Genomic DNA, 23,138 nt, shown 5'->3' with positions numbered 1-23,138 from the left:
GTTTTTTATCGATTGGTTAGAAACTAAGGTTAACCCCAAATGTAAAATTGCGCATAATAGGGTAGTAGGCTCCGCTTGAATTGATTTCGGGATCCCAACCTTTTCTATAGCTGCTTTTCGTGAATAGGTTTTCGGCATTTGCGTAAACCCTTAGACCCGACAATTTCCATTTGGTAAGGATGTGCTTAGGTATGGTATAGCCCAATTGGATGTTCTTGAGTCGTAGGTAGCTCGCATCCAGTAACCAGTAGTCTGATAGCAGGGTATTTGGTGTGCCGGTATTCGGAAATTGTTCAATTCTTGGGTATATGGCATTTCGATCGGGATTGGCTGCAGTCCATCTGCCGTCAGCTTGCCAGCGTTGGATATTGCCGTTTTGTGTCAACGCAAATCCAGCATAATTGTCCAATAAGCCTTTGACACCGCTTACACCTTGAAGAAGTATTCCTAAGTCAAACCCTTTGTAGTTCATTCCGATATTCATCCCGTAGGTGTATTTGGGGATACGTGATCCAATTACAGTTCGGTCGTACGTAGCGTCTACTTTTCCATCAGGTACACCGTCGGGGCCACTGATGTCCTTGTATCGGATATCACCAGGTTGCGGTTTGGGGTTGATGTTGGTTTGATTGGCATAGCTTGCAATATCGGCTGCGTCAACAAACAAGCCATCGGCTTGGTAGCCGTAGTAGGCTTGAATCGGGTAGCCGATAAACAGGGTGGAACCATTTCCCACTAAGCCATTCGGTTGATTGATATTGCCGACTCCCAAATCGACGACCCTATTTTTGACCGTAGAGAAGTTCAGATTTACGTTGTAAGAAAAATCATTTAATTTTTTTTGATGCCCTAGTGTAAATTCCCATCCTGTATTTCGAAGTTTTCCAGAATTTTGTACACCTACTTCAAAACCCAAAATTTTGGAAACACTAGAACCTGGGCTCACCAAAATATCGTAAGTATATCGGTTGTAATAGGTACTGCTGAATGTCAGTAAATTTTTAAATAAAGCCACTTCCACGCCCGCATCTGCCGTTCGGGTCGATTCCCAGCGTAGCATAGGATCAACAATTGTGGTTCGAGCGACCCCTGGAGAAATAGTGTTTCCAAAGGGGTAATTATAACCCGGATTTAAAACATCCTGGTATGGGTAGTTGGAGACAACGCGCTGTTGGACATTATTGACAATATTTTGGTTACCGAGAATCCCATAAGATCCTTTGATTTTTAATTCGTCTATCCAACTATAATGGTCTTTTATAAACGATTCTTCGCTTAGTAGCCAACCTACTGCAATCGAAGGGAAGGTAGCATATTTTTTATTCGTTGGAAAGCGGGAAGATCCATCGTATCGAACAACACCTTCGACAAGGTATTTCTTGGCATAGTTATATTGTACGCGTGCAAATAAAGATTCCAATGCCCACTCAGTAGCTGTACCTGTGTTTTGTTGCCCATCTGGTGAGCCTACATTTAACTCGGTAAGATCATTGCTGGGGAAATTCTGGCGGTAAGCGCTTAAACCTTCGCTGTAGCCTTTCTCGAAAGAATAACCGCCCAATATTTTCAAGGAATGTTCCCCGATCGTTTTATTATAGTCTGCTAAGGCCTGAAAAGTTTTATACGTTTCATAAGGAGCAGTTTGATTGAGGCTAGAAGGTCCGAGCGTAATGGAATTGTTGATCCGTTGTGAGGCTCTAAAAAGTTTTGTGCGGCCATTCGTCTGCGTATAGCCCCCAATAGCGGATAAGGTCAGATCTGAAATTGGTTTCCAGTCGAGTCTTGCGTTTCCTGAGATATTGGACACTTTTTCTTTGTAGAAGGATTCGCTCTCCAGGAAAGATACTGGTGTCCCCTTCAGGTTATTCCCTGCGCCCCAGTCGCCATTGCTCAGGCGGATCGGGTATATGGCAGGATAGCGAATCACCTGAGAAATGATATCCGTCATGCTGGAGAAGTCAAGCGTTGCTGGTGCTGCCGGTTCGTCTGTTTCGGTCTGAATTGCCGCTACCCGCGTCGTTAATTTGAGCTTGTCATTGAGGTTTGATATGAGATTGAGGCGGACATTGTATTTGTCAAAATTGTTTTTGATGACAATACCTTTTTGATTGAGAAAGCCAGCAGATAAGGTGTATTGTATTTTATCTGTGGTATTGGATATATTTAAGTTGTGGCCTGTTTGCGCCGCTTGGGACTTGAATGAACTGGTCAAGTAGTTACTATTTGGATAGTTATCGGGATCCGAGCCATCTTTAAATTTTTGGATCTCCTCTGCCGTGTAGCCGCCGCCGCCACTTGTCGTTTCATTGAGCAAGGAAGCGTACTCCCAAGAGTTGACAAATTCGGGGAAAGCTGTTGGTTTCTGGATACCGTAATAGGCATTGTAATTGACCGTTAATTTTCCACCCGTTGCCCCGGTTTTTGTTGTAACTAGAATAACGCCGTTTGCGGCTCTAGCTCCGTATATGGCTGCCGAAGAGGCGTCTTTCAGTACCGAGATCGATGCAACATCATTTGGATCGATATCATTGAAGGAATTGGTGGGTATACCGTCGACTAAAATAAGTGCGTCGGTACTTGCACCGAACGAACCCACCCCACGGATCTGTATGGTATTGTTTGCTGCTCCAGGCTGACCAGATCGTTGTATAACGGTCACACCGGGCATTTGACCTGTAAGGGCCTGAGCAAGCTGGGGAACCGAGCGTTTTGCTAGTTGTTTCCCATCAACTTGGGAAACCGAACCGATTAATTCTTTCTTTTTTGTCGTACCGTAGCCTACGACGACGACTTCTTCCAAAGCATCGACATGTTGGCTAAGTTCAATATTCAGGTAAAGCTGGTTGGATAATGGGATTTCTTTGGTTTGGTAGCCGATCATTTTAATCACGAGTACGGCATTATTATTTGCTTCGATCTGAAAGTTACCACTTTCATCTGTGGTGGTTGCCCTTGTCGAACCTTTTATTATAATCGTCGCGCCTTGAAGCATTGTTCCTTTGCTATCGTGAACATTTCCTTTGAATGTGCGGGTTTGTTGTACTAACGTGTAGTTATTTGGAAGCTCATAAGTCGGATAATTTGTTTTTAACTTCGTTACGACAAGCATATTATCCTGAAAACTCCAATCGACAGGTTGGTCTTTTAAGAGAACCTGTATGGCTTTTTCTAAAGGCATATTACGAACCTGCGCCTCAATTTTAATGTCGGCAAGTTCTTTACCATTCAACAGAAAGGGGACGCCACTCTGTTTTTGGATGGTACGTAATACCTGCACCAAAGACATTTTTTTGGCGTTAATAGTAATTGATTGTGCGTAGCTAGCTGCAGACAGCTTAACAACACATGCAAGGGTAAAAAAGGCACTAAGCTTCATTTTGGTCTTCCATTGCTTGGGTATGTTCACAGCAATTCGATTTCTATGAACAAGAAAATTAAAATTCATAAATTTGTTGAATTAGGGATATAATCTATTATTAAACTGATTGGGTAAATCGGTCAAAAATGGAGATCGCTATTATGGCCGATTAATGTTCGTAGCATTGGTCGGCTTTTTTAGTATCTCGTTTGGTCTCGTTAGGTTGGTTTTCTCATAATTTTTGTTTTTGGGTTATTTTATGGATAATTGGTTAGTTTGAAACAAAGAGTTTACGAACTCCATTTTCTTGGATCAATTCAAATTTAATATGGCTACGCTCCAGGATCTTTAGGACTGCCGCGAGACTTTTCGTGCGTTTAATTTCGCCATATAAAAGTGTTTCTTTTATCGGTTGCGTGTAGATGATTTGCAGGTCATACCATTGACCGATCAGTTGTAGAGCAGTATGAAGGTCCGTTTCATTAAAATAGAATTTATTGTCGAGCCATGCGATGTAATTAGCGGGATCGACCACTTTTTTCGATAGTTGACCCGAAGCTAAGAGCGCTTGCTGATTGGGCTTGAGCTGTAACGTTTGCCCTTGCGCCGATAGATTGATACTCCCCTCTACAAGCGTTGTACTACTTTGGGATTTCGAATAGGTGTTTACGTTGAATTCAGTGCCCGTGACTTCAATTTGTTGCCCGTTGGAAAGGACATGGAAGGGAACCTTTTTATTTTTTGCAATTTTAAAATAGGCTTCACCGTCCACTTCAACAACACGTTTGTTTTTTGCAAAATGAAGCGGGTATTTAAGTGTTGTTTTTGCATTGAGCGTAATCTCCGATCCATCTTCCAGTTGGAGTTGCAGCATTGTGCCAGTAGGGGTGTTGACCGTGGCCATCAGATCTCCTTTTAAAGATGCGTTTTGAAGGATAGTACCGTCTTCGTAGGTTAAATTTTCTCCTGAAACCAAGGCTCCTTTCTGACTCGATACCTGGAGCACTTTGCCGTTCGAAAGCCGTATTTCTGCCTGGTTGCTCTGTGCTTCTACGTCATTTAAGACGATTCGATTACTGACTGGTGCAACTTGTTTTCTAACCATGAAATACATCAAACCTCCTAAGATTATGCTTATTATAGCTGCAGCGTAGGGAAGCAAGCGTTTCATATTTCTGATGGGGGATGATTTTACCGCAGTGGTCCGAATTGTTTCTAGGGTCTTTGCTTTTAACCTTTCGTTCCAATCCATTGCATCTGAAGCCTGAAGCTCGTTCCATTGATTTAAGTCGTTTATCAAATCATTGCTATCCAGGAGGTCTTCAAAAAAAATACGGTGTTCTGCTGATTCATCCAACCATAACTTTAAATCAGCCTTTTCATCGGACGTTAAGTTGTCGCCAATGTACTTTATGATTAGTTGTTTGATATCATCAGTCAATCTCATGGTGTATAATTTTAGATAGATACGTAACAGGAAGGATAAACCTTAGTAAAAAAATGAAAAAATAATCAGGGGTAGCGTGCCGACAAATATTAAGGTCCAAGCGTCCAATATCGTCAATACCACGTCCAATATTACTTTGACATTTATCTTTCAAGGATTAATTTGCACCTTTAAAAAGATTATTGTCTTTATTAAAGCTTGATGTTAGTGGGATTTTTCAGCTGTAACTTGTGAAAAACCAGCGTTGAATTCAGTTTTGGAATTGCAGCTCCCCGCAGGAACTGGTCGAAATTTATTAAAGGGAAATAGGGGGGAGCGAGGAGTTCAGGCCTATTCGCCGCTTTGTTTATTTATTTTAAAATATTGTGCTGATGAAAAGAAAGCTAAGTTTTATTTTCTTGCGAGTTATAGGGTTTAGTGTATTGACGACCTTTGTCCTTACAGCTATACTTCAGGCAAATAATGAGGCGGCAAAAAGAGCACGGTGTTACATGCCCTTATTTACTGAATTGCTGCTTTCATTCGTGGCACTCTGTATTGCGATTGGTACGATATCTATTTTTCTAAATCTAAATAAGCAATTCAGAAACAGTAGGGTTGGACGGGCGCTATCCTTTGTTTTATTGCCCGCTGCTATTAGCCTATTGTTTTCGTCCTTTCTGATCCAAGCTGGCGGAGCATCCAATATATTTGAAATGCTCCACATGGCTGCAACCGTAGTTCCGGTATGGGGGTTGATCTTATGGCAATATAATAGATTTAATCATTGGCTGACTACTACGGCTTACCAACATTAATTATAATGACAGCCATTAAAATCAGGAGTATGCCAAACCATTGGAATCCCGATACAACTTCCTGTAGAACCAACATGGCAGATAAGGTTGAAACAGGGATCTCCAGACTTGAAATAATATTTCCCATCGCTATGCCAGTTTTCGGGATTCCCTTTGTAAACAATAAAGGCGGTAGGATCGTTCCAAAAATGGCAATCAGTAATCCCCAGGGTAATGCATTAGGTTGCATATACCGAATAATATCAATGTTCCAAAATGCTACGATGAGCAGCAGTCCGCCTAAGACCAAGAATTGGCTACGTATCGGACTCGGCAGCTCTTTTTCCACTGTGCTTGAAGCATAAATTGCCAGCGCATAACTTATTCCCGCTCCGAAACCCAGTATTATTCCTCTGTAGTCAAGGTCATTATTGTTTTGGAAGAGATTGGTTGCTAAGGTCGTGCCGAGCAAAACAATAATAACTCCTGTTATCTTGCCTTTTGATGGAAACTTTTTCAACAGCACTGCTTCTGCAACCAAACTTATCCAAATGGATTGCATCAGTAAAATAATTCCAACGGATACGGGGATATATTGGATGGAGAGATAGTAAAGTGTTGTTGTTAGACCAAGGGAAATGCCCCAGACCATCAGTTTAATTTTTGATGAAAATTTGATGGCGTTATGTTCTTCTGCATTACGTTTTGACAACAGATTAAAGGCCAACAAAAAGAGAAAACCAAACATAAACTGCAGAAAGGTCAACAGACTTGTGTGTATCCCTAAATGGTTTGCATATTTCACAATTGTTGCGAGCAGTCCATAGCTGCAAGCGCCTGCAGCAACATAGAGTGTCGATTTATAGTCCTTCATGTTGAAAGTAGTTTTGAAATAAAGCCAACTGTTGTGATAGTGATTTGCTCCAATAAGCAGTATCGTGTCCTCCTTTTGATTCGATGTAAAGATGCTCGATATTTTTGTCGGTCAGATGCTTGTGGAATATACGGTTCATTTCCAGCATTTGCAGGTCTTCAGTTCCACAATCGAGGATATAGCGTTGTTTATTGTGCTTCATTTTATCTTCGTTGCTGTAGATGCGGTCTACATCGTTCAGATTTTTATAGTCGCCCAATACCTTGTCTACCTGATATTGCTGGTAGGCCTGTCCGAAGCGGTCGAAATCAAGAGCACCGCATGAACTTCCGACGATCGAAAATGTCTGTGGATAGGCTATGCCGATGTGCAATGCTCCGTAGCCACCCATGCTCCAGCCCAGTATTCCGCGCGCATTTCGGTTTTGTTGCGTCGGGTAGTGATGATCGATGTAACTTACTAGCTCATTTCCAATAAAAGTGGTGTACTGTGCATGTGGATCGATGGGACTATCTACGTACCAAGAATTGAAATTTCCATCTGGTAGTACATAGATCGTCTGAAATATTTTTGCTTTTTGGATTAAGTCCGGAATGTCTTCTTGCACGGTACGGGTGGGGTTACCGCTATAACCATGGAGAATATAAACTGTTTTATAATTGATCCCGTATTGCATGTCGGGTGTAATTATAATGGTTTCAATGTTTTTGTCCATTTTGGCACTATGGATTTTTGTCTTAACGACTTTTTGTGCCGCCAGTGGTAGGCTAAGGGCAGAAAATAGGAGTGTGTATACTGTTTTCATAGCTTAAAATTTTGTCTTTATAAGGCAAAATTCAACAGTATAATCTTTAAAAACGTATACACATGTTGATGGAATTATTCTTTTAATTCCTTACGGATGCGACTTAATTGCGTGGGAGTTACACCAAGATAGGAGGCGATATGATGCTGCTTGAGGCGTTTGAAAAGCACCTGATTCTTATGAAGTTCAAGATAACGTTCCTTTGCAGATTCCCACTTGAGCTCGATTTCAAGTGGTTCTTTTTTGACCACCCAATTTTTTTCCAGGTAGGCTATCTGAAAGAGCGCCAAATCATGCTTTGTGCGGACAAGCTCACGGAAAGCCTTGGCTGAATATTGAATTAACTCCACATCTTCGAGTGCAATGATGTTGAAGGTGCTCGGTTTTTCTTCAATGATGGCGGCGGTGGAAGCGCAAAAGCTATTTTCTTCAAAAAACATTTTGTAGATAATATTGCCATCAGCGTTTGATTTATAATAACCTAATAATCCATTGCATATAAAATAATAGTACTTAGCATATTCTCCAGCACGTAGAATATGTTCATTTTTTTTGAACTGTTTTACCTGGCAGATGGTTTTCAAAATTTCTGTTGTAGCTGGGCTAAGCGCAGCATAAGTATTCATTTCGAAGAGGAGTTTTTCTATCATCGTTGCTCCATGTTTTCTTTTTTATCAATACCGAGTCATGCAATACCGAATTGCAAAGCTAAGGAAAAAAGAATTTATGCAATTGGACAATGTCATGTATAAGGATTATTCGTCTGAAAACAGGAGTAAAATCATTACAAGGTATTTACGACCTGTTGGAGAATAAAATCTAGCTGTCGATCAAATTTTGTGTTTAAGTCTTTCGGTTGTAATGCTATTTCAACATCTGGTTTTATGCCTTTTGGATCACTCCTAAAATTCGGTGTCTTCATTTTGTGCTGGAAAGTAGGTATCCAAACTAATGTTTTCGAATATGGTAAGGCAAAAGCCTGTCCACCTGCATTACTGTAGTTACTTCCCTGGCTATATTCACCATAGAATTTTCCAATTTTATATTCCCGCATTAGGGATAATAAATGCCCTGTGGTTGAAAAACATCCACCATTTATCAAAACACTAATTCGTCCGGTATAAAAATTCGTTTTATTTTCTTGTTTTTTAAACCACCAATAGTCATCAGGACTGTTGGTCGATGTATAGCAGTTTAGTCCGTATTTATTCTTCGTTTCTTCTAAGTCTATTTCTTCGATATTATCGGGAAATTGTGCATAGTGTTTCCAAGCTTTTACGCTGTTGTATTTGGCCCCAACATAGTCAAAATAATCATAGGGCACATTGACTAGATACGAAAATAAGTAATTGGCTATTTCCGCCGCGCCGCCACCGTTGTCACGTAAGTCAATAACTAGATTTTTTATTTTTAAACTGTCAACTTTTGCGAAAAAAGCATCTAGTTGACTTTGTGCAATTTTTCTGTCAGCTTCGTTGTGGCCATTTTCAAAAGAATGAAATCTGAGTATGGCGACATTATTTGATTTGAAGTCTGTCGTTAGTGGTTGAATATTTTCGGTACTGGCTTTAGTGAACGTATCAAAAGTAATCCCAGGAAAAATCGCTTTCTTGACATGTCCATTTTCCTCCATATATTCAATTTCGAATGTTTCAGATGGGTTATAAATAAAATAATAGAAGGGGAAATTTTTAAACCTTGTGTTTAAGCCAGTCTCATTATTTCCTTCCAGATGGATATAGTTTTTAATTTCTTTAACAACCGAATGGATGTTCTTTCCGTTGATTTTAAGAATCTGTAAGCCGGAATAGTTGCTGTTTTCTACAACAGACTTATCAAAATAGTACTGATCTTTAATTTTATAGATACTGAATGGAAAAACCAGTCTTTCTTTTAGTAATGCTGAAATTTTATTTCTGTCAACTGCGGTATGACCATCTTTAACCTTTGCCATTAATGTAGCGGTCAATTTATAGTATTCTATGATTGACAAATCATGCTTGATGGAGTTTTTTAGATCAAAATAAGTTTTGTCAAATTCCTTCTTTGAGGTAAACATAAACTCTCCAGGATGAATGCTATTGATCAAGTTATATAGGGTAGTAAATTCGGCGGTAATACTGTCTTTTTTTAGGGTTTTATCAAACAAAAAGTTGTTTTGCGCCAAGCTGAAATTTATTTTAAAAAATAGGAGTAGAAATAATACTTTAAAATTCATAATTGATTAGTTATTAAGTCTCGCAGTTGACTGACCTGCTGGTGATTAATGGAAAAAATATAGACGCCGCGGACCAAATTGTACAAAATGTTCAATTTCAGATCATACGGGCCAATACTTTTCCAGCTCGTCCAAACTTAAAGAAAAAAATAGTACGAAGGGCATTGATGTATACATATTTTATGCTTTTTTGGGGGTACAGATGAAAACTTATTAGGATTTCATTCCGACGGCTTTTTTTACTACCCAGTTCTTTTCGAGATAAACAATCTGAAAGAGTGCTAAATCGTGTCGGATCATCATTACACTCAGGGAAAGGTTTGACTGAATTCTGAATCAACGCTACATCGTCAAGTGCAATGATGTTTAATGTGCTCGATTTTTCTTCGGTGATGGCGGCGGCGAAAGCACAAAAGCTATTTTTTTCAAAAAACACTTTGTAGATGGTATTTCCATCAGCGTCCAGTTTAGAATGACCTAATATTCCCTTGCATCTAAAATAATAGTGCTTGGCATATTCTCCAGCACGTAGTTGAGTAAAGGATATTTACCGACTAAAGCCTCTAAACCTCGCAGTGTCGCATTGCGCAGGATTCGGATTTTTTAAGTTTTTAAGTATATAGATATTTGCATTATAAATATTTTATGCTATGGAAGTTGAAAATTGTCTAACAAGCGATATTGAAGATATAATGGCACTTTATAATCCGCCAGAGATTTGCAAATGCAGCGGAAAATGGTCGTTTGGCCTTTCTTTGAATATTCATATCTTAAAAAGGAAATAGACGAGAGCCGTCAATGGAAAATCGTTATAGACCATATAATAGCATGCAATTGGACCATCACCTTTGAAGATAAGGAGATTTGGGGCGAAAAAGATAAAAACGATGCTATTTATATTCACCGTATCTGTACGAATCCAAAATTGAGGGGAAATAGATATATCGATGAAATCGTAGACTGGGCAAAAGAATATGCAACGAACCTTGGAAAACGTTTTGTCCGCCTTGACACTTTGGGAAATAACACAAAATTGATTCAACATTATACTTCGGCAGGTTTTAGTTTCTTAGGAATGGTTAAATTGACTGAAACAAACAATTTGCCGGCTCATTATCAAAACGAGAGAAATTGCTGTCGCTTTGAATTAGATCTGCAAATTAGGAATTGATTCCTAAATCAATATTTATATCGCTCAAATATTTATATTTGAGTGATATAAATATTGATGCCATTAACGATGTTCTATCCACTAACCATACTGAACACTATTGCGAGTATCTCTGCTTTAGTTCACTCACCTAGAATGCAAGCCTTAGCCAAAATGGATAGAGGTGCAATTGTGCTAAAAACAGGGCAAAAAGTAACGAATTTACTTAAGCAGCATCTTCTTGTTAAAATAACTATTCAACAAGAAGATGGCGAAGTCTCCAGATTATCTGTTTATCCGGCGATTTATATCGCTATCACAATAGCAGGAATCTCAAAGAGGGGGAGGGCAGTATGAGCTTTGCTGAAAAAATTCTTTTCTTTATTAGTTTGTTGGGAGCATTTAACGCGTTCATTTTAGGCGTTTATTTTATCTTCTTTACAGCTAAGAAATATTTGCCTAATTACCTTTTAGGTGGATTGTTGATGGTACTGAGTATTCGGATTGGCAAATCGGTTATTTATTTTTTTGACGCTAATTTACCACGGACATTTCTTCAAATCGGTTTAACCGCATGTCTTTTTATCGGACCTTTTTTGTATTTCTTCATAAAATCTGAAATCAGAAAGATTAAAAGATTACCTCGCCTGTGGTTATGGCAACTTGTCGCCTGGTTTGTATTGATTGTTGTAATCGGTGTTATTTACCCTTACCAATATTTTGCGCCTTTATGGTGGCATTACATCATCCCTCTCATTTATTTTCAATGGGGGATTTATATTGTTTTTTCAGTCTTTTTACTGATGCCAATAATAAAAAGGGCGTTTGGTAAAGAAGAAATAAAAGTTTTTGAAAAATGGATATTGACCATATGTGGTGGGGTATTGCTACTTTTTGTATCCTACGTTTGGGCATTTTTTAATATTACCAAGGGCAGCTATATCCATGCAGCTATTTTCTTTTCTTTGATTATTTATCTCGTCATATTTACGTTGCTTTATCGAAAAAAAACGAACGACCTCTCTTCTTTCTCTTTGCATAAATATGCAGACAAAAAAATAGATACTGAGGAGGTAAAGCAAATAATAGGGAAGTTAACACTGGTAATGACTGAAAAGGAGCTTTTTAAAAATCCAAACTTGAAGATATCAGAGTTGGCAAAAGCAATCAATATTTCCACTCATCAACTTTCACAGATTCTAAATGAAAGTATTGATAAGAATTTTACCCTTTTTGTGAACGAGTATAGAATAAATGAGGCCTGCAAACTATTGTTAAGTAATCCAAACCTCACGGTTGAAGCTGTGGCGGATGAAGTCGGGTTCAATGCAAAATCAACTTTCTTTGCCGCGTTTAAAAAAATGCGGGGTACAACTCCCAGTGTTTATCAGAAATTAAATACTCCAGATTTATAAAATCGTAGTACTGCATTTAGGTTATAAGACCCTAATCATAAAAGTAAGGTGCAAATTTGAGAATCAAATAAAAATTTTATTACTTATCAAAACACTTTTATGAAAAATGTAATTCTGACTCTCCTATTAATTGTCGTTCTTTTTTCTTCCGCATTTTCTCAAAATCAGCCGACAGAGAGACAGCTAATAGAAAAGACAATAGAGCTTTATTTCGATGGTTGGGCAACCGGAGATAGTACTAAATTAGGACAGGCTATGCATTCTTCCTGTCATTTAAAGAACTATAACAATGGTAAATTTGTGGAGTTTACCAGAGATCAATACCTCAGTTTATTCAAACCTCATGAGCGCAACAAAAATTTAAAAACGCGCATAGTGGCGATGGATATTACCAACAATATGGGGAGCGCAAAAGTTGAAATCAGCACGGAGAGAGATTTATATACAGACTATTTTAATCTGATGAAAACCAACGAGGGCTGGTTTATTGCCGATAAAGTTTCGACACGAACACCCCATAAAATAGTGGATGTAAACGCTATTCTACCGAAAAAGGAAACCATCATAGAAGGTTTAAAACGGCCGTGGAGTATTGCTTTTATGTCGGAGAATGAAGTGCTGATATCAGAGAAAGAAGGCCATCTTGTGAAGACTAATCTTTTGACCAAAGAAAAGACTAGGATACAAGGTTATCCAACCGATCTGGAGGATAGCATCGCTGGTTTTGGGGACAATACCGGGAAATTTGAAATATTGTTAGATCCCGATTTTAATACAAATAAGTATGTTTACTTATCGTATGTCGCCAAAAAGTCAGCGAGCAGAACGACAAAAATTATAAGAGCAGTGCTGAAAGACGACTCCTTACAGCAAATTAAAGTCCTTTTTGTCGCTGAGCCTTATACGAAAGAGCGGTATCACTACGGTGGTGGAATGGTGTTTGGGAACGATGGTAAACTCTATTTTACCATTGGCGAAAGATTGTTTTCTGAGCAGGACGAACCAATTATTCCTATTGCTCAAAATATCGAAGATAAAAGAGGGAAAATCTATCGAATTAATTCTGATGGAACTATCCCAAAGGATAATCCGGATTTTGGAAGTAAGGCGACTCCTGGATTATATGCGATAGGAATTAGGGCGGCGCAAGGAATAACGCTTGATAGAACTCATAACAAAATATGGTTTACCGAACACGGTACGCATCAGGGAGACGAAATTAATGTGCTCCATGCAAAAGCAAATTACGGTTGGCCAATGAAAACGACTGGGAAGTATCGTTTTGCGGAGTTTGCACCCAAAGCTATCCCCAATAATGTCTATACGGACCCTGTATGGTACTGGTTACACACTGTTGCACCTACTGGGTTACATTTTTATTCGGGAAGTGAGTTTGCAGCTTGGTCGGGAAACTTACTTGTGGGCGGATTATCGAAAGGTAGTTTATGGCGAATGGTTATCGAAGGGGAGTATGTACAACGTGTTGAAGAATTATTTACTGATGATAGAGTAAGGATACGAAAAGTGACACAAAGCCCCATGGGTAAATTATATATTCTTACGGATGAAATTGATGGTAAGTTAATCAGAGTAAGAAATGCAGCTTTCTAAGCGGAAGCGAGTTATTGCGAATATTCCCACCGAAAGAAATTGCTAAATAAAATACGCAGATTTCTTATATAACATCAAGGAGGAAAAGGGGCTTACGGCAGATACATATAAAAAAATCGTCCGGGCGATTTATAGTGACAGGTGTTGCTAATGTGTCTGCCGTATTTATAACCGGCTTTATACCGACATTGAGGTTTTTACTGTGAGGTGTCATTTCTCCTACGGATGCTATCGTTGCTACAACTGCTTTTGAAGAGATTGAAGGCTCCGAACAAAATGCTTGCTATTCTTTTTGGATGTAGTACTCGGTTCCATTCAGACCGACATATATTTCCTTGTCGAGGTCACCGCGATAGCCAATAAACAGCGGATACTGCTGTTCACGTAATGGATTATTATAAAGCTCCTCAATATTCGCATACTTTGCTTTTACAATGATTTGATTGGTCTCACTATTTTTTATTCCCTTTAGTAAAGTGTTCTCACTGGTAAAATCTACGTAAGGTATTTCTTTTCTTTTGGGGCGGAAAATCAATTTAACTCCTTCCTCAATCAACTCCTTATTTTTTATGCGAAATTCCTGAATGGATTGCTCTTCCGGAAATATTTGTTTTCCGCTCTGGTTGTCTTTGATGTGTTGAAAGAGTGTGTTTTGATCTATGCTGTCGCTAAAATAAACAGTTGAATTTTTGTACAGATAAATTGTTGTTTCACCTGTTTTAAAATCTGCGGCATTGTATTTATATACTCGTGTTCCCTTTTTATCGATACGGTAGCGTTCGCCATTGAATAGTACCCAAGCATAGTCTTCTGTTCCATATTTAATGATCTCAGGATTATTTACATGGAAAAGTTGGAAATTGTAATCAGCTTCGAATAGTTCTGCTTTTTCAAAAAGTGCCTTTATTTTAACGTTTAGTGATTTGTCACAGTAACCATAAAAGCTGTTCTGCATAAGTGTCGGAATTAAATCAGGATACACCAAATCCGTTGAAGCTAATTTATCTTGGGCTGGCGAAGGTATACTTAAGAGGGTTAGAAGAAGTAAAACAAAATTTTTCATCCGTTGTGCTATTTAATGTGCATAACAAAACTATCAAATTAGATCTGTTAAAAAATCAATGAAAATAGTGATTTTTAATCGGGGAATATTAGTGCCAATTCACCGTTAAAAATTAATCCAAATTTTCTATCTTTGTGGTCTGTTATACTATATCTAACATATTATCTGGTCTTACTCGAAAGACAACTCTAAAACAGAGTGATTAATGCATTGAAATCTTGTGGTTTTTAATGCACAGATAATCCTATCGACATATTTCTTAATCTTAAACAAAACAAACGATTATCAAATCGATTGCATTATCACTTTTGCAGTGTATTCAACATTTCAAAATGTGGTGACACGATGAATAAAAATGAATAGTAAACAGTTAATAAGTAGAGATATAGAGCTATTTTACAATAGAGCATCCGAAGAAACTCGACTTGACAAAGGAATGGGCGTATTTGAATTTGAAAGAATTAAATCACTCGTAGAAAAATATATACCAACTTCATCTTCAAAAATAATAGATATTGGTGGTGGTACGGGAAAGTATTCGGAATGGCTTGCTAAAAAAGGACATCAAGTTCATTTGGTAGAGCCAGTTGCAAAACATATACAAATAGCCCAAAACAGAGCGAATAGATTAAAGAACAAGTTTTTTGTACATTTAGGAGAAGCTCGAAAATTGGAATTTCCAGATAATTATGCAGACCTAATAATACTACACGGCCCTCTTTATCATCTTCAAAAAAAGGAGGATAGAGATTTAGCCATTTGCGAAGCTAAACGTATTTTAAAGAATGATGGGATTATTTTGGGTTTTGCCATCAATTATACGGCATCAACATTGGTTGGTCTTTTAAACGGCTTAATTCACAAAAAGCCATTTTTTGAAATGTGCAAAGAAGAACTAATAAGGGGGATGCACAATCCGCCCGATGATTTCCCTTGGCTTTTAGCAGAAGCATTTTATCATAAGCCACAACAGCTAAAAGATGAATTTATAAATCAAGGCTTAACCTATCTAAATACTTATGCGGTTGAGGGTATGGCATGGTTGGATAAAGAATACTTTGCCAATATGCTGAATAACAAAAAACGAAGAACATTAATGGAACTTATTCAAGTTACTGAAAACGACAGCTATCTTTTACCCTTTAGTCCACACATGATGATAGCTGTGCAAAAAAAATATAATTATGGAAAATAAAGAAAAATATTACAGAGCATTAATAGAAAATGACGGTCAACTCAATGAAATTGACCTCGGGGAAAAAATAGGACTTAATGAAGATGAAACAAACGAAATAATTGTACAGCTTCTATCTGAACATAAAATTGAATATGCAGAAAACAGAGCGTGTAATTACAGTCTAATGAAAAGGGTAAGAAAGAAAAATAACAGCAGGTAATGAGAGCTAAATTTTACAATCAGACATTGTCTAAACTGGAAACGGCAATCAACGAATTGGAAATTGAAACCGATTGCTCCGTACAACGGATGGAGGCTGTTATACACTTTATCCTTGAAGCACAGCGCTGAGCCTCCATTGGACCGAACCCGGCCGACCTTTCTTTCGAATCCTAATAGTCTTAAAACAAGAAAAGCTAATCTTGCGATTAGCTTTTTTCAGTGATCCCGCTGGGATTGGCTCAGCCCCTCATGTCCCAAGCACAGCCCTGAGCCTCCATTGGATCGAACCCGGCCGACCCTTCTTTCGAATCCTAATAGCCTTAAAACAAGAAAAGCTAATCTTTCGATTAGCTTTTTTCAGTGATCCCGCTGGGATTCGAACCCAGGACCCATACATTAAAAGTGTATTGCTCTACCAGCTGAGCTACGGAATCTTACTTCTTTGTTTTTGAACTACCGTTCCTTGTTTGAAGTGATGCAAAGATAGGGTTAATCCCTATTCCACGCAAGTATTTGTGCGATAAAAATGCGCTACGGCTGTTTAGGGCTTCATTTTTAGTGATTTATTTTTTTATTTAGGACAGAAATTCCCGGTCTTCATCGGATAATTGGGACTTTCTGTCGCTGTTTTCTTCTTCCGATTCGTCTATTTCTTCCTCTTCATACGCCCGCTGTTTCTTTTTTCCGATTTTCAATAGAGATACAAATACAATTCCCGCAATAAAAAAGGCCAATAGTAGCTTCCATAGTGTCACCTGTGATTCCCCGAGAAAATTGAGCTGCACCGATTGCGGATTTTTGACACACACAACTGTGATGATAACCGTTATCAAGATTAAAAAGATATTACGCATGTTACTGTAAACTATATGTCGTTATTCTAACAGCGAATATAGGGAATATCTGTTTTTAATCGATATCGATCTTTGCACGATTTAAGCGTAAAGAATTCAAGATAACCGAAACGGAGCTGAAACTCATCGCAGCGGCAGCAATCATCGGGGACAGGAGAATTCCGAAAGAAGGATATAGAAGTCCGGCAGCCAATGGAATCCCGAGTATATTATAGACGAAAGCAAAACCCAGGTTCTCCTTAATATTACGGAGTAGTTTTTGGCTCAGTACCTTTGCTTTGGCTATTCCGATAAGGTCTCCTTTCAGCAAAGTGAGTGAAGCGCTTTGTATGGCAACATCGGTACCTGTGCCCATGGCAATGCCGATATCGGCTTGAGCAAGGGCAGGGGCATCATTGATGCCATCACCAGCCATAGCCACCACATGTCCTTTTTGCTGTAACGCATGAATTTCCTGCAATTTATCTTTGGGCAAGGCATTGGCTTTGAAATGCTTGATGCCAACTTGATCCGCCACAGCCCTTGCCGTATGGATATTATCTCCCGTCAGCATAACGACATCGACTTTATGCTGTATAAGATATTGAATTGCACGCTTCGAAGAGGCTTTTATTTGATCTGAAATACTAAAATACCCCAATAAGCTACTGTCTTTTGCCAGGAAGGATACCGTCTTTCCATGGGATTGGGCGGTTTCGGCCATCTGCTTCATATCATGAGGGATTGCTATGCCGATAGACTCCATCAACAATTGATTGCCCAGTGCTATGCTATGTCCAGCTATGTTTCCCTTGATTCCTTGCCCGGCAACATTTTCAAAATCGGAAACTGCAAGGTCCGTTTTACTATTTTCCTTTTTTGCCCTTTCAATAATAGCATGGCCCAAAGGATGTGTGCTATTGGCGTTTAAAGCGGCAGCCAAAGACAATATCTCGTCTTTGCTGCTGGACGAGTTTGGCTGAATATCATCAACGGTGGGTTTTCCTTCGGTAATGGTACCTGTTTTGTCTGTTAGTACCACATCCACTTGGTTCATTTTTTCCAGCGCACTTGCATCTTTGATCAGGATCCCATGTTTGGCCCCTTTGCCGACACCCACCATGACGGACATTGGTGTAGCGAGTCCCAAGGCACAGGGGCAGGCGACAATAAGTACGGCAAGTGCATTGGCAAAGCCGAATGCTAGGGAAGCAGAAGGAACCCAAAGCCACCAGGTAAGAAATGTCAAAATTGCAATGATTATGACAATCGGGACAAATATCTCGGATACTTTATCCGTTAATCGTTGAATGGGTGCCTTGCTTCTGCTCGCATCATTGACGAGTTGAATGATCTGAGCCAGTAGTGTGTCCGAACCGATACGCTCTGCTTTCATGAGGAAACTACGGTCGCCATTGATTGTTCCTGAACTGACATGATCTCCAGCTTGTTTTTCTACCGGAATAGGTTCACCCGTCAGCATGGATTCATCAATGTTACTGTTGCCATCCGTAATCTGTCCGTCAACGGGGATTTTGTCCCCGGGTTTTACTTTCAGTATATCTCCGAGTTGAATTTGATCTATGCCGATTTTTTTATCTATTCCATTTTCTACGCGCGTAGCTTCGGAAGGACTCAGCTTGATTAGCTCTTTGATCGCCGAATTGGTTTTGGAATGTGCTTTGGCCTCCATCACCTGGCCTAATAATACCAAAGTCAATATGACGGTAACAGACTCGAAGTAAAGTGCAATGTAGCCATGATGATTTTTTAATTCAGCAGGGAAGACCTGCGGAAAAAATAGACCAACCAAACTATAGACAAATGCAGCTCCAGCACCAAGTGCAATCAGGCTAAACATATTAAGGCGCCAAGTTTTGAAAGATACCCAGCCTCGTTGAAAAAAAGACCAACAGGTATAAAAAACGACCGGCAGGGATAAAACCAGTTGTATCCATCCAGACCAGCTGGGCGAAATGATTTTACCTATTGGATTGCCAGGAAGCATTTCACCCATGGAAAGTATAAAGATCGGAACCGTAAATAGGATAGAGACCCATAATTTCATGCGTAGATCACGATAGGTATGATCGTCGGCCTCATCATTACCATTGGCTATAGGCACAAGGTCCATACCACATATAGGGCAATTTCCGGGATGATCTTGTACAATCTCAGGATGCATAGGACAGCTATATTGAAGGTCTGTCTTTAACATGGGGACCTTTTCCAGATTCATGCCGCATACCGGACAGTTTCCAGGTTCGTTATAAAGTTTGTCGCCCTCACAATGCATCGGACAATAGTATTTATCAGCGGATGTATGACCATGTGCTTTGTCAGCTGAAGATATTGTCTGTGATTGATGTACCGTAGCATTTGACTGAGCGGAATGGTTGTGTTGCTGTTCGTGATGGGCATGCGAGGTCGCTGCATGCTCAGTATGTAGCTTATTTTTAATTGCTGTGTCTGCATCCAGCTTCACCAAATGCATACCACAGATCGGACAATTTCCTGGCTGGCTGTACGTTTTTTCACCTTCGCAATGCATAGGGCAACCATACCTGTCTGAAGCTTGTGCTACAATGTGTTGATCGGATTGTACGTCACCCTTATGCTTATGTATTTCGTCGACCTGGTAAGGACCTAATTGTGATATTATTTCCTGTAATTGCTGTAACGGAATATGTTTCTGGGATGTTACTGTCATGCTTGGCGGGTTTAAAGTTACCTCGGCATGAAGCCCAGGAAACTCATTCAATGCATGTTCGATTGTGGTTCTACATCCATCACAGGACATTCCCGAAAGTGTATAGTGGTGTTGCATAGCGTTGTCTTTGTTGCCTAAAGTTAAACGTTATATCGAGGTGATTTTTACACTTTTACCAGGTTTTCTTGTAAAATTTCCCGTTGATAATATGTGCTTCCGGTTTGCTCTCATTTTCTAGGTCGAACCAGCGTTATAGTCTTCCGGAAATGGAATATGGTGTAAAAAAAACAGCGAAATTACGCTATGATAAACACAACCGAGCGATGTTTTGTTTGCTCTGGGGTAGGTATGGGATAGGGGAATTTCCCTTTGATTAAGCCAGTAACATTACTTGGGGATGTTTGATCAATGCATTGATGGTTACTTGTTCTTTCAGAACTGCTTCGTGAAAAGGAGCCGGGATCATCAATTTAAATGTTTTTCGGGCGGTTTTTACCAGGAAAAGAGCTCCGTGAATCACTTGATTATCGTCGATGATCAACGTGTGCTGTGTTGCCGGCCGATTGCCTAATTTTTCTTTTTCGATGAGTTGTATAAGTTGTTGCATTGTATCAAAATATTTAGCCAAAATTACCAAATACTTAGCATTTATTGTTTTTTTTCTAATCGTTGCTATTTGAAATTTATCCAGTGCTTTCAACCTTTTATTATTTTTTTAATAGCTAATAATCGTTTTAGCAAAGAAGAGTTTTCAAAACTTAGCGCAATCGATTGCGTATTTAGTCTGCTAAAATGCTAAATATGAGAAGGATGTATTTGCTAAAGTTTATTTAACTTTTTTAGCTTTGTGCAACAAATATCCAATAAAACAACATTATGAGTAGTATAACTACACTAGGTCAATTTATCATTGAAAAACAGGCCGATTTTCCGTATGCTAAAGGGGAGCTTTCTAGGCTACTGCGCGATATTGGAATCGCCGCAAAAATTGTAAATAGAGAGGTTAATAAAGCGGGATTGGTTGATATTTTAGGCGATGCAGGACAGGTCAATGTGCAGGGCGAGGGACAAAAGAAACTGGATGTTTATGCCGATGAACAGTTTATCAAAGCGCTTCAAAGTGGGGGAGAATGCTGTGTAGTTGCCTCAGAGGAACATGAAAATCCAGTGTATATCCAATCAGGGGTTTCCAAAAATGCCAAATATATTGTGTGTATTGACCCACTGGATGGCTCAAGCAATATCGATGTTAACGTATCTGTGGGGACCATTTTTTCCATTTATCGACGAATTTCTGATACGGGTGTTTCTTGTAATAGCAATGATATTTTACAGCATGGAACGAAACAGGTCGCTGCAGGTTATGTGATCTATGGTAGTTCAACCATGTTGGTGTACACAACGGGAAAGGGCGTAAACGGATTCACATTGGATCCTTCGATCGGCGAGTTTTGTTTATCCCATCCTGATATGAAAATTCCGGCTTCGGGTCAAATTTATTCGATTAACGAGGGAAATTATTCCAAATTTCCAAACGGCGTTAAGCAATATATCAAATATTGCCAAATGGAGGACAGTGCAACGCAACGCCCCTATGCATCACGGTACATCGGCTCAATGGTCGCCGATATTCACCGCAATCTCCTCAAAGGGGGCATCTTTCTTTATCCAACGACTTCTGCGCACCCTAATGGTAAACTAAGATTGATGTATGAGTGCAATCCAATTGCCTTCATCATTGAGCAGGCAGGGGGTAAAGCTTCGAATGGATCTCAGCGTATATTAGATATTGAGCCAAAAACTTTGCACCAGCGATCAGCAGCTTTTTTGGGTAATACCGATATGGTGGAATTGCTGGAAGATTTCCTGAAAAAATACAGTGATTGATTCTGTAGTGATTCAATGACAGGTAAGATTCTTTAGACAATAAGAATTATTTATCTTTGTCCTCAGAAAATGGCTTCATTATTGCGAAGCCATTTCTTTTTCACGATTTGTAATATGTTACGATTTTTAGTTTTTATTTCATTTGTTTCAGTAGTATTTTTTTCTTGTAAGGAGAATCCCCCAACTTATGGTGATGTTTTAGCGAAGGGGTTTGAGAATAAGTCTTATAAGGATTTTGACACAGCAGCTTATGTAAAGGCCTTCCATGAAGTGTATGGCAAGGAAAAATCTCAATTGGTTAATCCGAGCTGGATGAAGGAATTATCGGATTCTACTGAAGGGATGACTTTAATTGCCGAACACCTTTTTGATGGTAGTATCGACACCATGTTAACTTACTTTGAGCGAAGTGATGCGCATGGTATTCGAGCTAGTTATTTCCATACAACTGCGATTAAGGAAACATTATCTTCGCTTCGAAAACTGAAAAGCAAAGATGTTGCTGAAGTTTATCCATTATTGGCCAAACTTGACTTATTGAGTACTGATGGGCTCGTGGCTTATATCAGTAGCATAAAATATGGTGTGGTCAATCCCAAACGCCTTTATGGAAGATATTTCGTTCCTCAAAAGCGTATGAGCTATGGCAAAGTTGTACAAATGCTGGATAGTGTAAAAATTGGAACTGTGTTGACCGATATCCAACCTAAAAATCAGTATTACACCAGGTTTCAGGATTTATTGGAAAATGGGAACCTAAACAGTGCACAACGTAGCCAGGTGTTAATGGTATTGGAAAAATTGCGCTGGATGGGAGATGCTTTTCCGGAGAAATATGTATTTGTGAACATACCTGAACAACGGTTACATATTATGGAAGAAGGGAAGACAAGTCAACTGATGAATGTGTGTGTCGGTGAAACAGATAATCCGGCGTATACGCGAAAAGGTGAGAACCACGAGACGCCTGTCATGCAAGGGGTGTTGGATGCCATGCAAGTAAATCCTGTATGGAATATTCCAAGCAGTATTGTCAAGAAAGAGTTATTGTCAAGCGTTCGAAACAATCCAAACTATCTGGCATCGCGCAATATGGTGGCTTATTACAAAGGTAAACAAGTGGATCCTGCAACGGTCAACTGGAATTCGGATTCTGTGGAGAATTTTCGTTTTAAACAAAATCCTGGTTCGGATAATTCATTGGGGAATGTGAAGTTTTTGTTTGAGAACCCCTATTCCATTTACCTGCATGATACGCCTGCAAAACAAATGTTTGGGCAGAGCAATCGCGCCGTGAGCCATGGTTGTGTGCGTGTTGAAAAACCCGTTGATTTGGCATCTTACCTTGTCAATAATGAAAAACAGGCCGAAAAAATAGCGAAGGAAATTACGACAGATTCAATTTCAAAGTCTCGCTGGGTAACACTAAAACGGCAGATGCCAGTTTATATCACCTATTATACAACCTGGTTGGATGACGAAGGAAAAATCGTTACTTACCCGGATATATATGGTTATGATTCGCGTTTGAAGGAAGCGTTAAAGAAATATTGGACAAATTAACAAAAAAGGCTTAACTCATTTAGTTAAGC

The 23,138-nt window shown here is 39.2% G+C and carries 19 protein-coding genes and 1 tRNA gene; 9 read left to right on the top strand and 11 right to left on the bottom strand.

The annotated features are described in order from the left end of the window. Positions 1 to 16 precede the first annotated feature (16 nt). On the bottom strand, positions 17 to 3,406 hold the full coding sequence (locus GVK91_RS10770; RefSeq protein ID WP_159728643.1) for a TonB-dependent receptor: 3,390 nt from the start codon (positions 3,404 to 3,406) through the stop codon (positions 17 to 19). Positions 3,407 to 3,629: 223 nt separating this feature from the next. Further along, complete coding sequence (locus GVK91_RS10765; protein WP_159728641.1) at positions 3,630 to 4,805, bottom strand: FecR family protein; 1,176 nt, start codon at positions 4,803 to 4,805, stop codon at positions 3,630 to 3,632. A 371-nt stretch (positions 4,806 to 5,176) separates the two neighbouring features. Here GVK91_RS10765 and GVK91_RS10760 point away from each other — a divergent pair, with 371 nt between their 5' ends. Beyond that, positions 5,177 to 5,602, top strand: coding sequence for a hypothetical protein (locus GVK91_RS10760; protein ID WP_159728639.1), 426 nt, complete (start codon positions 5,177 to 5,179; stop codon positions 5,600 to 5,602). Here the strand turns inward: GVK91_RS10760 and GVK91_RS10755 are convergent. The 4 genes from GVK91_RS10755 to GVK91_RS10740 all read right to left on the bottom strand — a co-directional run bounded on the left by GVK91_RS10755 (position 5,583) and on the right by GVK91_RS10740 (position 9,478). Continuing rightward, entirely contained in the window at positions 5,583 to 6,455 is an 873-nt protein-coding gene (locus GVK91_RS10755; protein WP_159728637.1) for a DMT family transporter, read from the bottom strand. The genes GVK91_RS10760 and GVK91_RS10755 overlap by 20 nt on opposite strands. Then, positions 6,442 to 7,260, bottom strand: a complete 819-nt coding sequence (locus tag GVK91_RS10750) for an alpha/beta hydrolase family protein (RefSeq protein WP_159728635.1) — start codon at positions 7,258 to 7,260, stop codon at positions 6,442 to 6,444. The genes GVK91_RS10755 and GVK91_RS10750 overlap by 14 nt, the downstream gene beginning before the upstream one ends. Before the next feature lie 74 nt (positions 7,261 to 7,334). Continuing rightward, positions 7,335 to 7,910 carry a Crp/Fnr family transcriptional regulator gene (locus GVK91_RS10745; protein WP_200845593.1) on the bottom strand — a complete coding sequence of 192 codons (576 nt, stop codon included), beginning with the start codon at positions 7,908 to 7,910 and terminating at the stop codon, positions 7,335 to 7,337. A gap of 134 nt (positions 7,911 to 8,044) precedes the next feature. Continuing rightward, positions 8,045 to 9,478: a S41 family peptidase gene (locus GVK91_RS10740; RefSeq protein ID WP_159728633.1), complete on the bottom strand. Its 1,434-nt coding sequence runs from the start codon at positions 9,476 to 9,478 to the stop codon at positions 8,045 to 8,047. A gap of 724 nt (positions 9,479 to 10,202) precedes the next feature. On the opposite strand from GVK91_RS10740, the gene GVK91_RS10735 reads away from it, so the two are divergent. The 3 genes from GVK91_RS10735 (at position 10,203) to GVK91_RS10725 (ending at position 13,654) form a co-directional block, all read left to right on the top strand. After that, complete coding sequence (locus GVK91_RS10735; RefSeq protein ID WP_200845592.1) at positions 10,203 to 10,649, top strand: GNAT family N-acetyltransferase; 447 nt, start codon at positions 10,203 to 10,205, stop codon at positions 10,647 to 10,649. Between the two features lie 332 nt (positions 10,650 to 10,981). Beyond that, on the top strand, positions 10,982 to 12,043 hold the full coding sequence (locus tag GVK91_RS10730; protein ID WP_159728631.1) for a helix-turn-helix domain-containing protein: 1,062 nt from the start codon (positions 10,982 to 10,984) through the stop codon (positions 12,041 to 12,043). Between the two features lie 99 nt (positions 12,044 to 12,142). Continuing rightward, a complete protein-coding gene (locus tag GVK91_RS10725) occupies positions 12,143 to 13,654 on the top strand; it encodes a PQQ-dependent sugar dehydrogenase (RefSeq protein ID WP_159728629.1) in 1,512 nt (503 codons plus the stop codon). A gap of 283 nt (positions 13,655 to 13,937) precedes the next feature. On the opposite strand, the gene GVK91_RS10720 is transcribed toward GVK91_RS10725, so the two are convergent. Beyond that, the gene (locus GVK91_RS10720; protein WP_153846916.1) at positions 13,938 to 14,717 is read right to left on the bottom strand and encodes a hypothetical protein; all 780 of its coding nucleotides are present in this window, start codon (positions 14,715 to 14,717) and stop codon (positions 13,938 to 13,940) included. Positions 14,718 to 15,072: 355 nt separating this feature from the next. Between GVK91_RS10720 and GVK91_RS10715 the strand changes: the two genes are divergently transcribed. From GVK91_RS10715 to GVK91_RS27625, 3 genes are read left to right on the top strand one after another with little or no spacing between them, the layout of a single operon-like run. After that, entirely contained in the window at positions 15,073 to 15,912 is an 840-nt protein-coding gene (locus GVK91_RS10715) for a bifunctional 2-polyprenyl-6-hydroxyphenol methylase/3-demethylubiquinol 3-O-methyltransferase UbiG (RefSeq protein WP_159728627.1), read from the top strand. Further along, entirely contained in the window at positions 15,902 to 16,114 is a 213-nt protein-coding gene (locus tag GVK91_RS10710) for a hypothetical protein (RefSeq protein ID WP_159728625.1), read from the top strand. Before GVK91_RS10715 ends, GVK91_RS10710 begins: the two co-directional genes overlap by 11 nt. Then, positions 16,114 to 16,245 carry a hypothetical protein gene (locus GVK91_RS27625; protein WP_259255229.1) on the top strand — a complete coding sequence of 44 codons (132 nt, stop codon included), beginning with the start codon at positions 16,114 to 16,116 and terminating at the stop codon, positions 16,243 to 16,245. The genes GVK91_RS10710 and GVK91_RS27625 overlap by 1 nt, the downstream gene beginning before the upstream one ends. Before the next feature lie 232 nt (positions 16,246 to 16,477). Here the strand turns inward: GVK91_RS27625 and GVK91_RS10700 are convergent. The 4 genes from GVK91_RS10700 to GVK91_RS10685 form a co-directional block, all read right to left on the bottom strand. Beyond that, positions 16,478 to 16,550: transfer RNA gene (locus tag GVK91_RS10700), tRNA-Lys, on the bottom strand. Between the two features lie 141 nt (positions 16,551 to 16,691). Then, the gene (locus GVK91_RS10695; RefSeq protein WP_153846918.1) at positions 16,692 to 16,970 is read right to left on the bottom strand and encodes a lipopolysaccharide assembly protein LapA domain-containing protein; all 279 of its coding nucleotides are present in this window, start codon (positions 16,968 to 16,970) and stop codon (positions 16,692 to 16,694) included. A gap of 55 nt (positions 16,971 to 17,025) precedes the next feature. Further along, positions 17,026 to 19,776: a heavy metal translocating P-type ATPase gene (locus GVK91_RS10690; protein ID WP_159728623.1), complete on the bottom strand. Its 2,751-nt coding sequence runs from the start codon at positions 19,774 to 19,776 to the stop codon at positions 17,026 to 17,028. 256 nt (positions 19,777 to 20,032) lie between these two features. After that, a complete protein-coding gene (locus tag GVK91_RS10685; RefSeq protein WP_159728621.1) occupies positions 20,033 to 20,266 on the bottom strand; it encodes a hypothetical protein in 234 nt (77 codons plus the stop codon). A gap of 269 nt (positions 20,267 to 20,535) precedes the next feature. Between GVK91_RS10685 and fbp the strand changes: the two genes are divergently transcribed. Together fbp and GVK91_RS10675 are read left to right on the top strand one after the other, a co-directional pair. After that, positions 20,536 to 21,546, top strand: a complete 1,011-nt coding sequence (fbp, locus tag GVK91_RS10680) for a class 1 fructose-bisphosphatase (protein ID WP_153846921.1) — start codon at positions 20,536 to 20,538, stop codon at positions 21,544 to 21,546. Positions 21,547 to 21,660: 114 nt separating this feature from the next. Next, positions 21,661 to 23,109, top strand: a complete 1,449-nt coding sequence (locus tag GVK91_RS10675) for a L,D-transpeptidase family protein (RefSeq protein WP_159728619.1) — start codon at positions 21,661 to 21,663, stop codon at positions 23,107 to 23,109. Positions 23,110 to 23,138: the final 29 nt, after the last annotated feature.

This window comes from Sphingobacterium sp. 18053, from assembly GCF_902706145.1.
GTDB classification, from domain to species: Bacteria; Bacteroidota; Bacteroidia; order Sphingobacteriales; family Sphingobacteriaceae; genus Sphingobacterium; species Sphingobacterium paramultivorum.
This window is presented reverse-complemented; position numbering and strand designations above follow the sequence as displayed.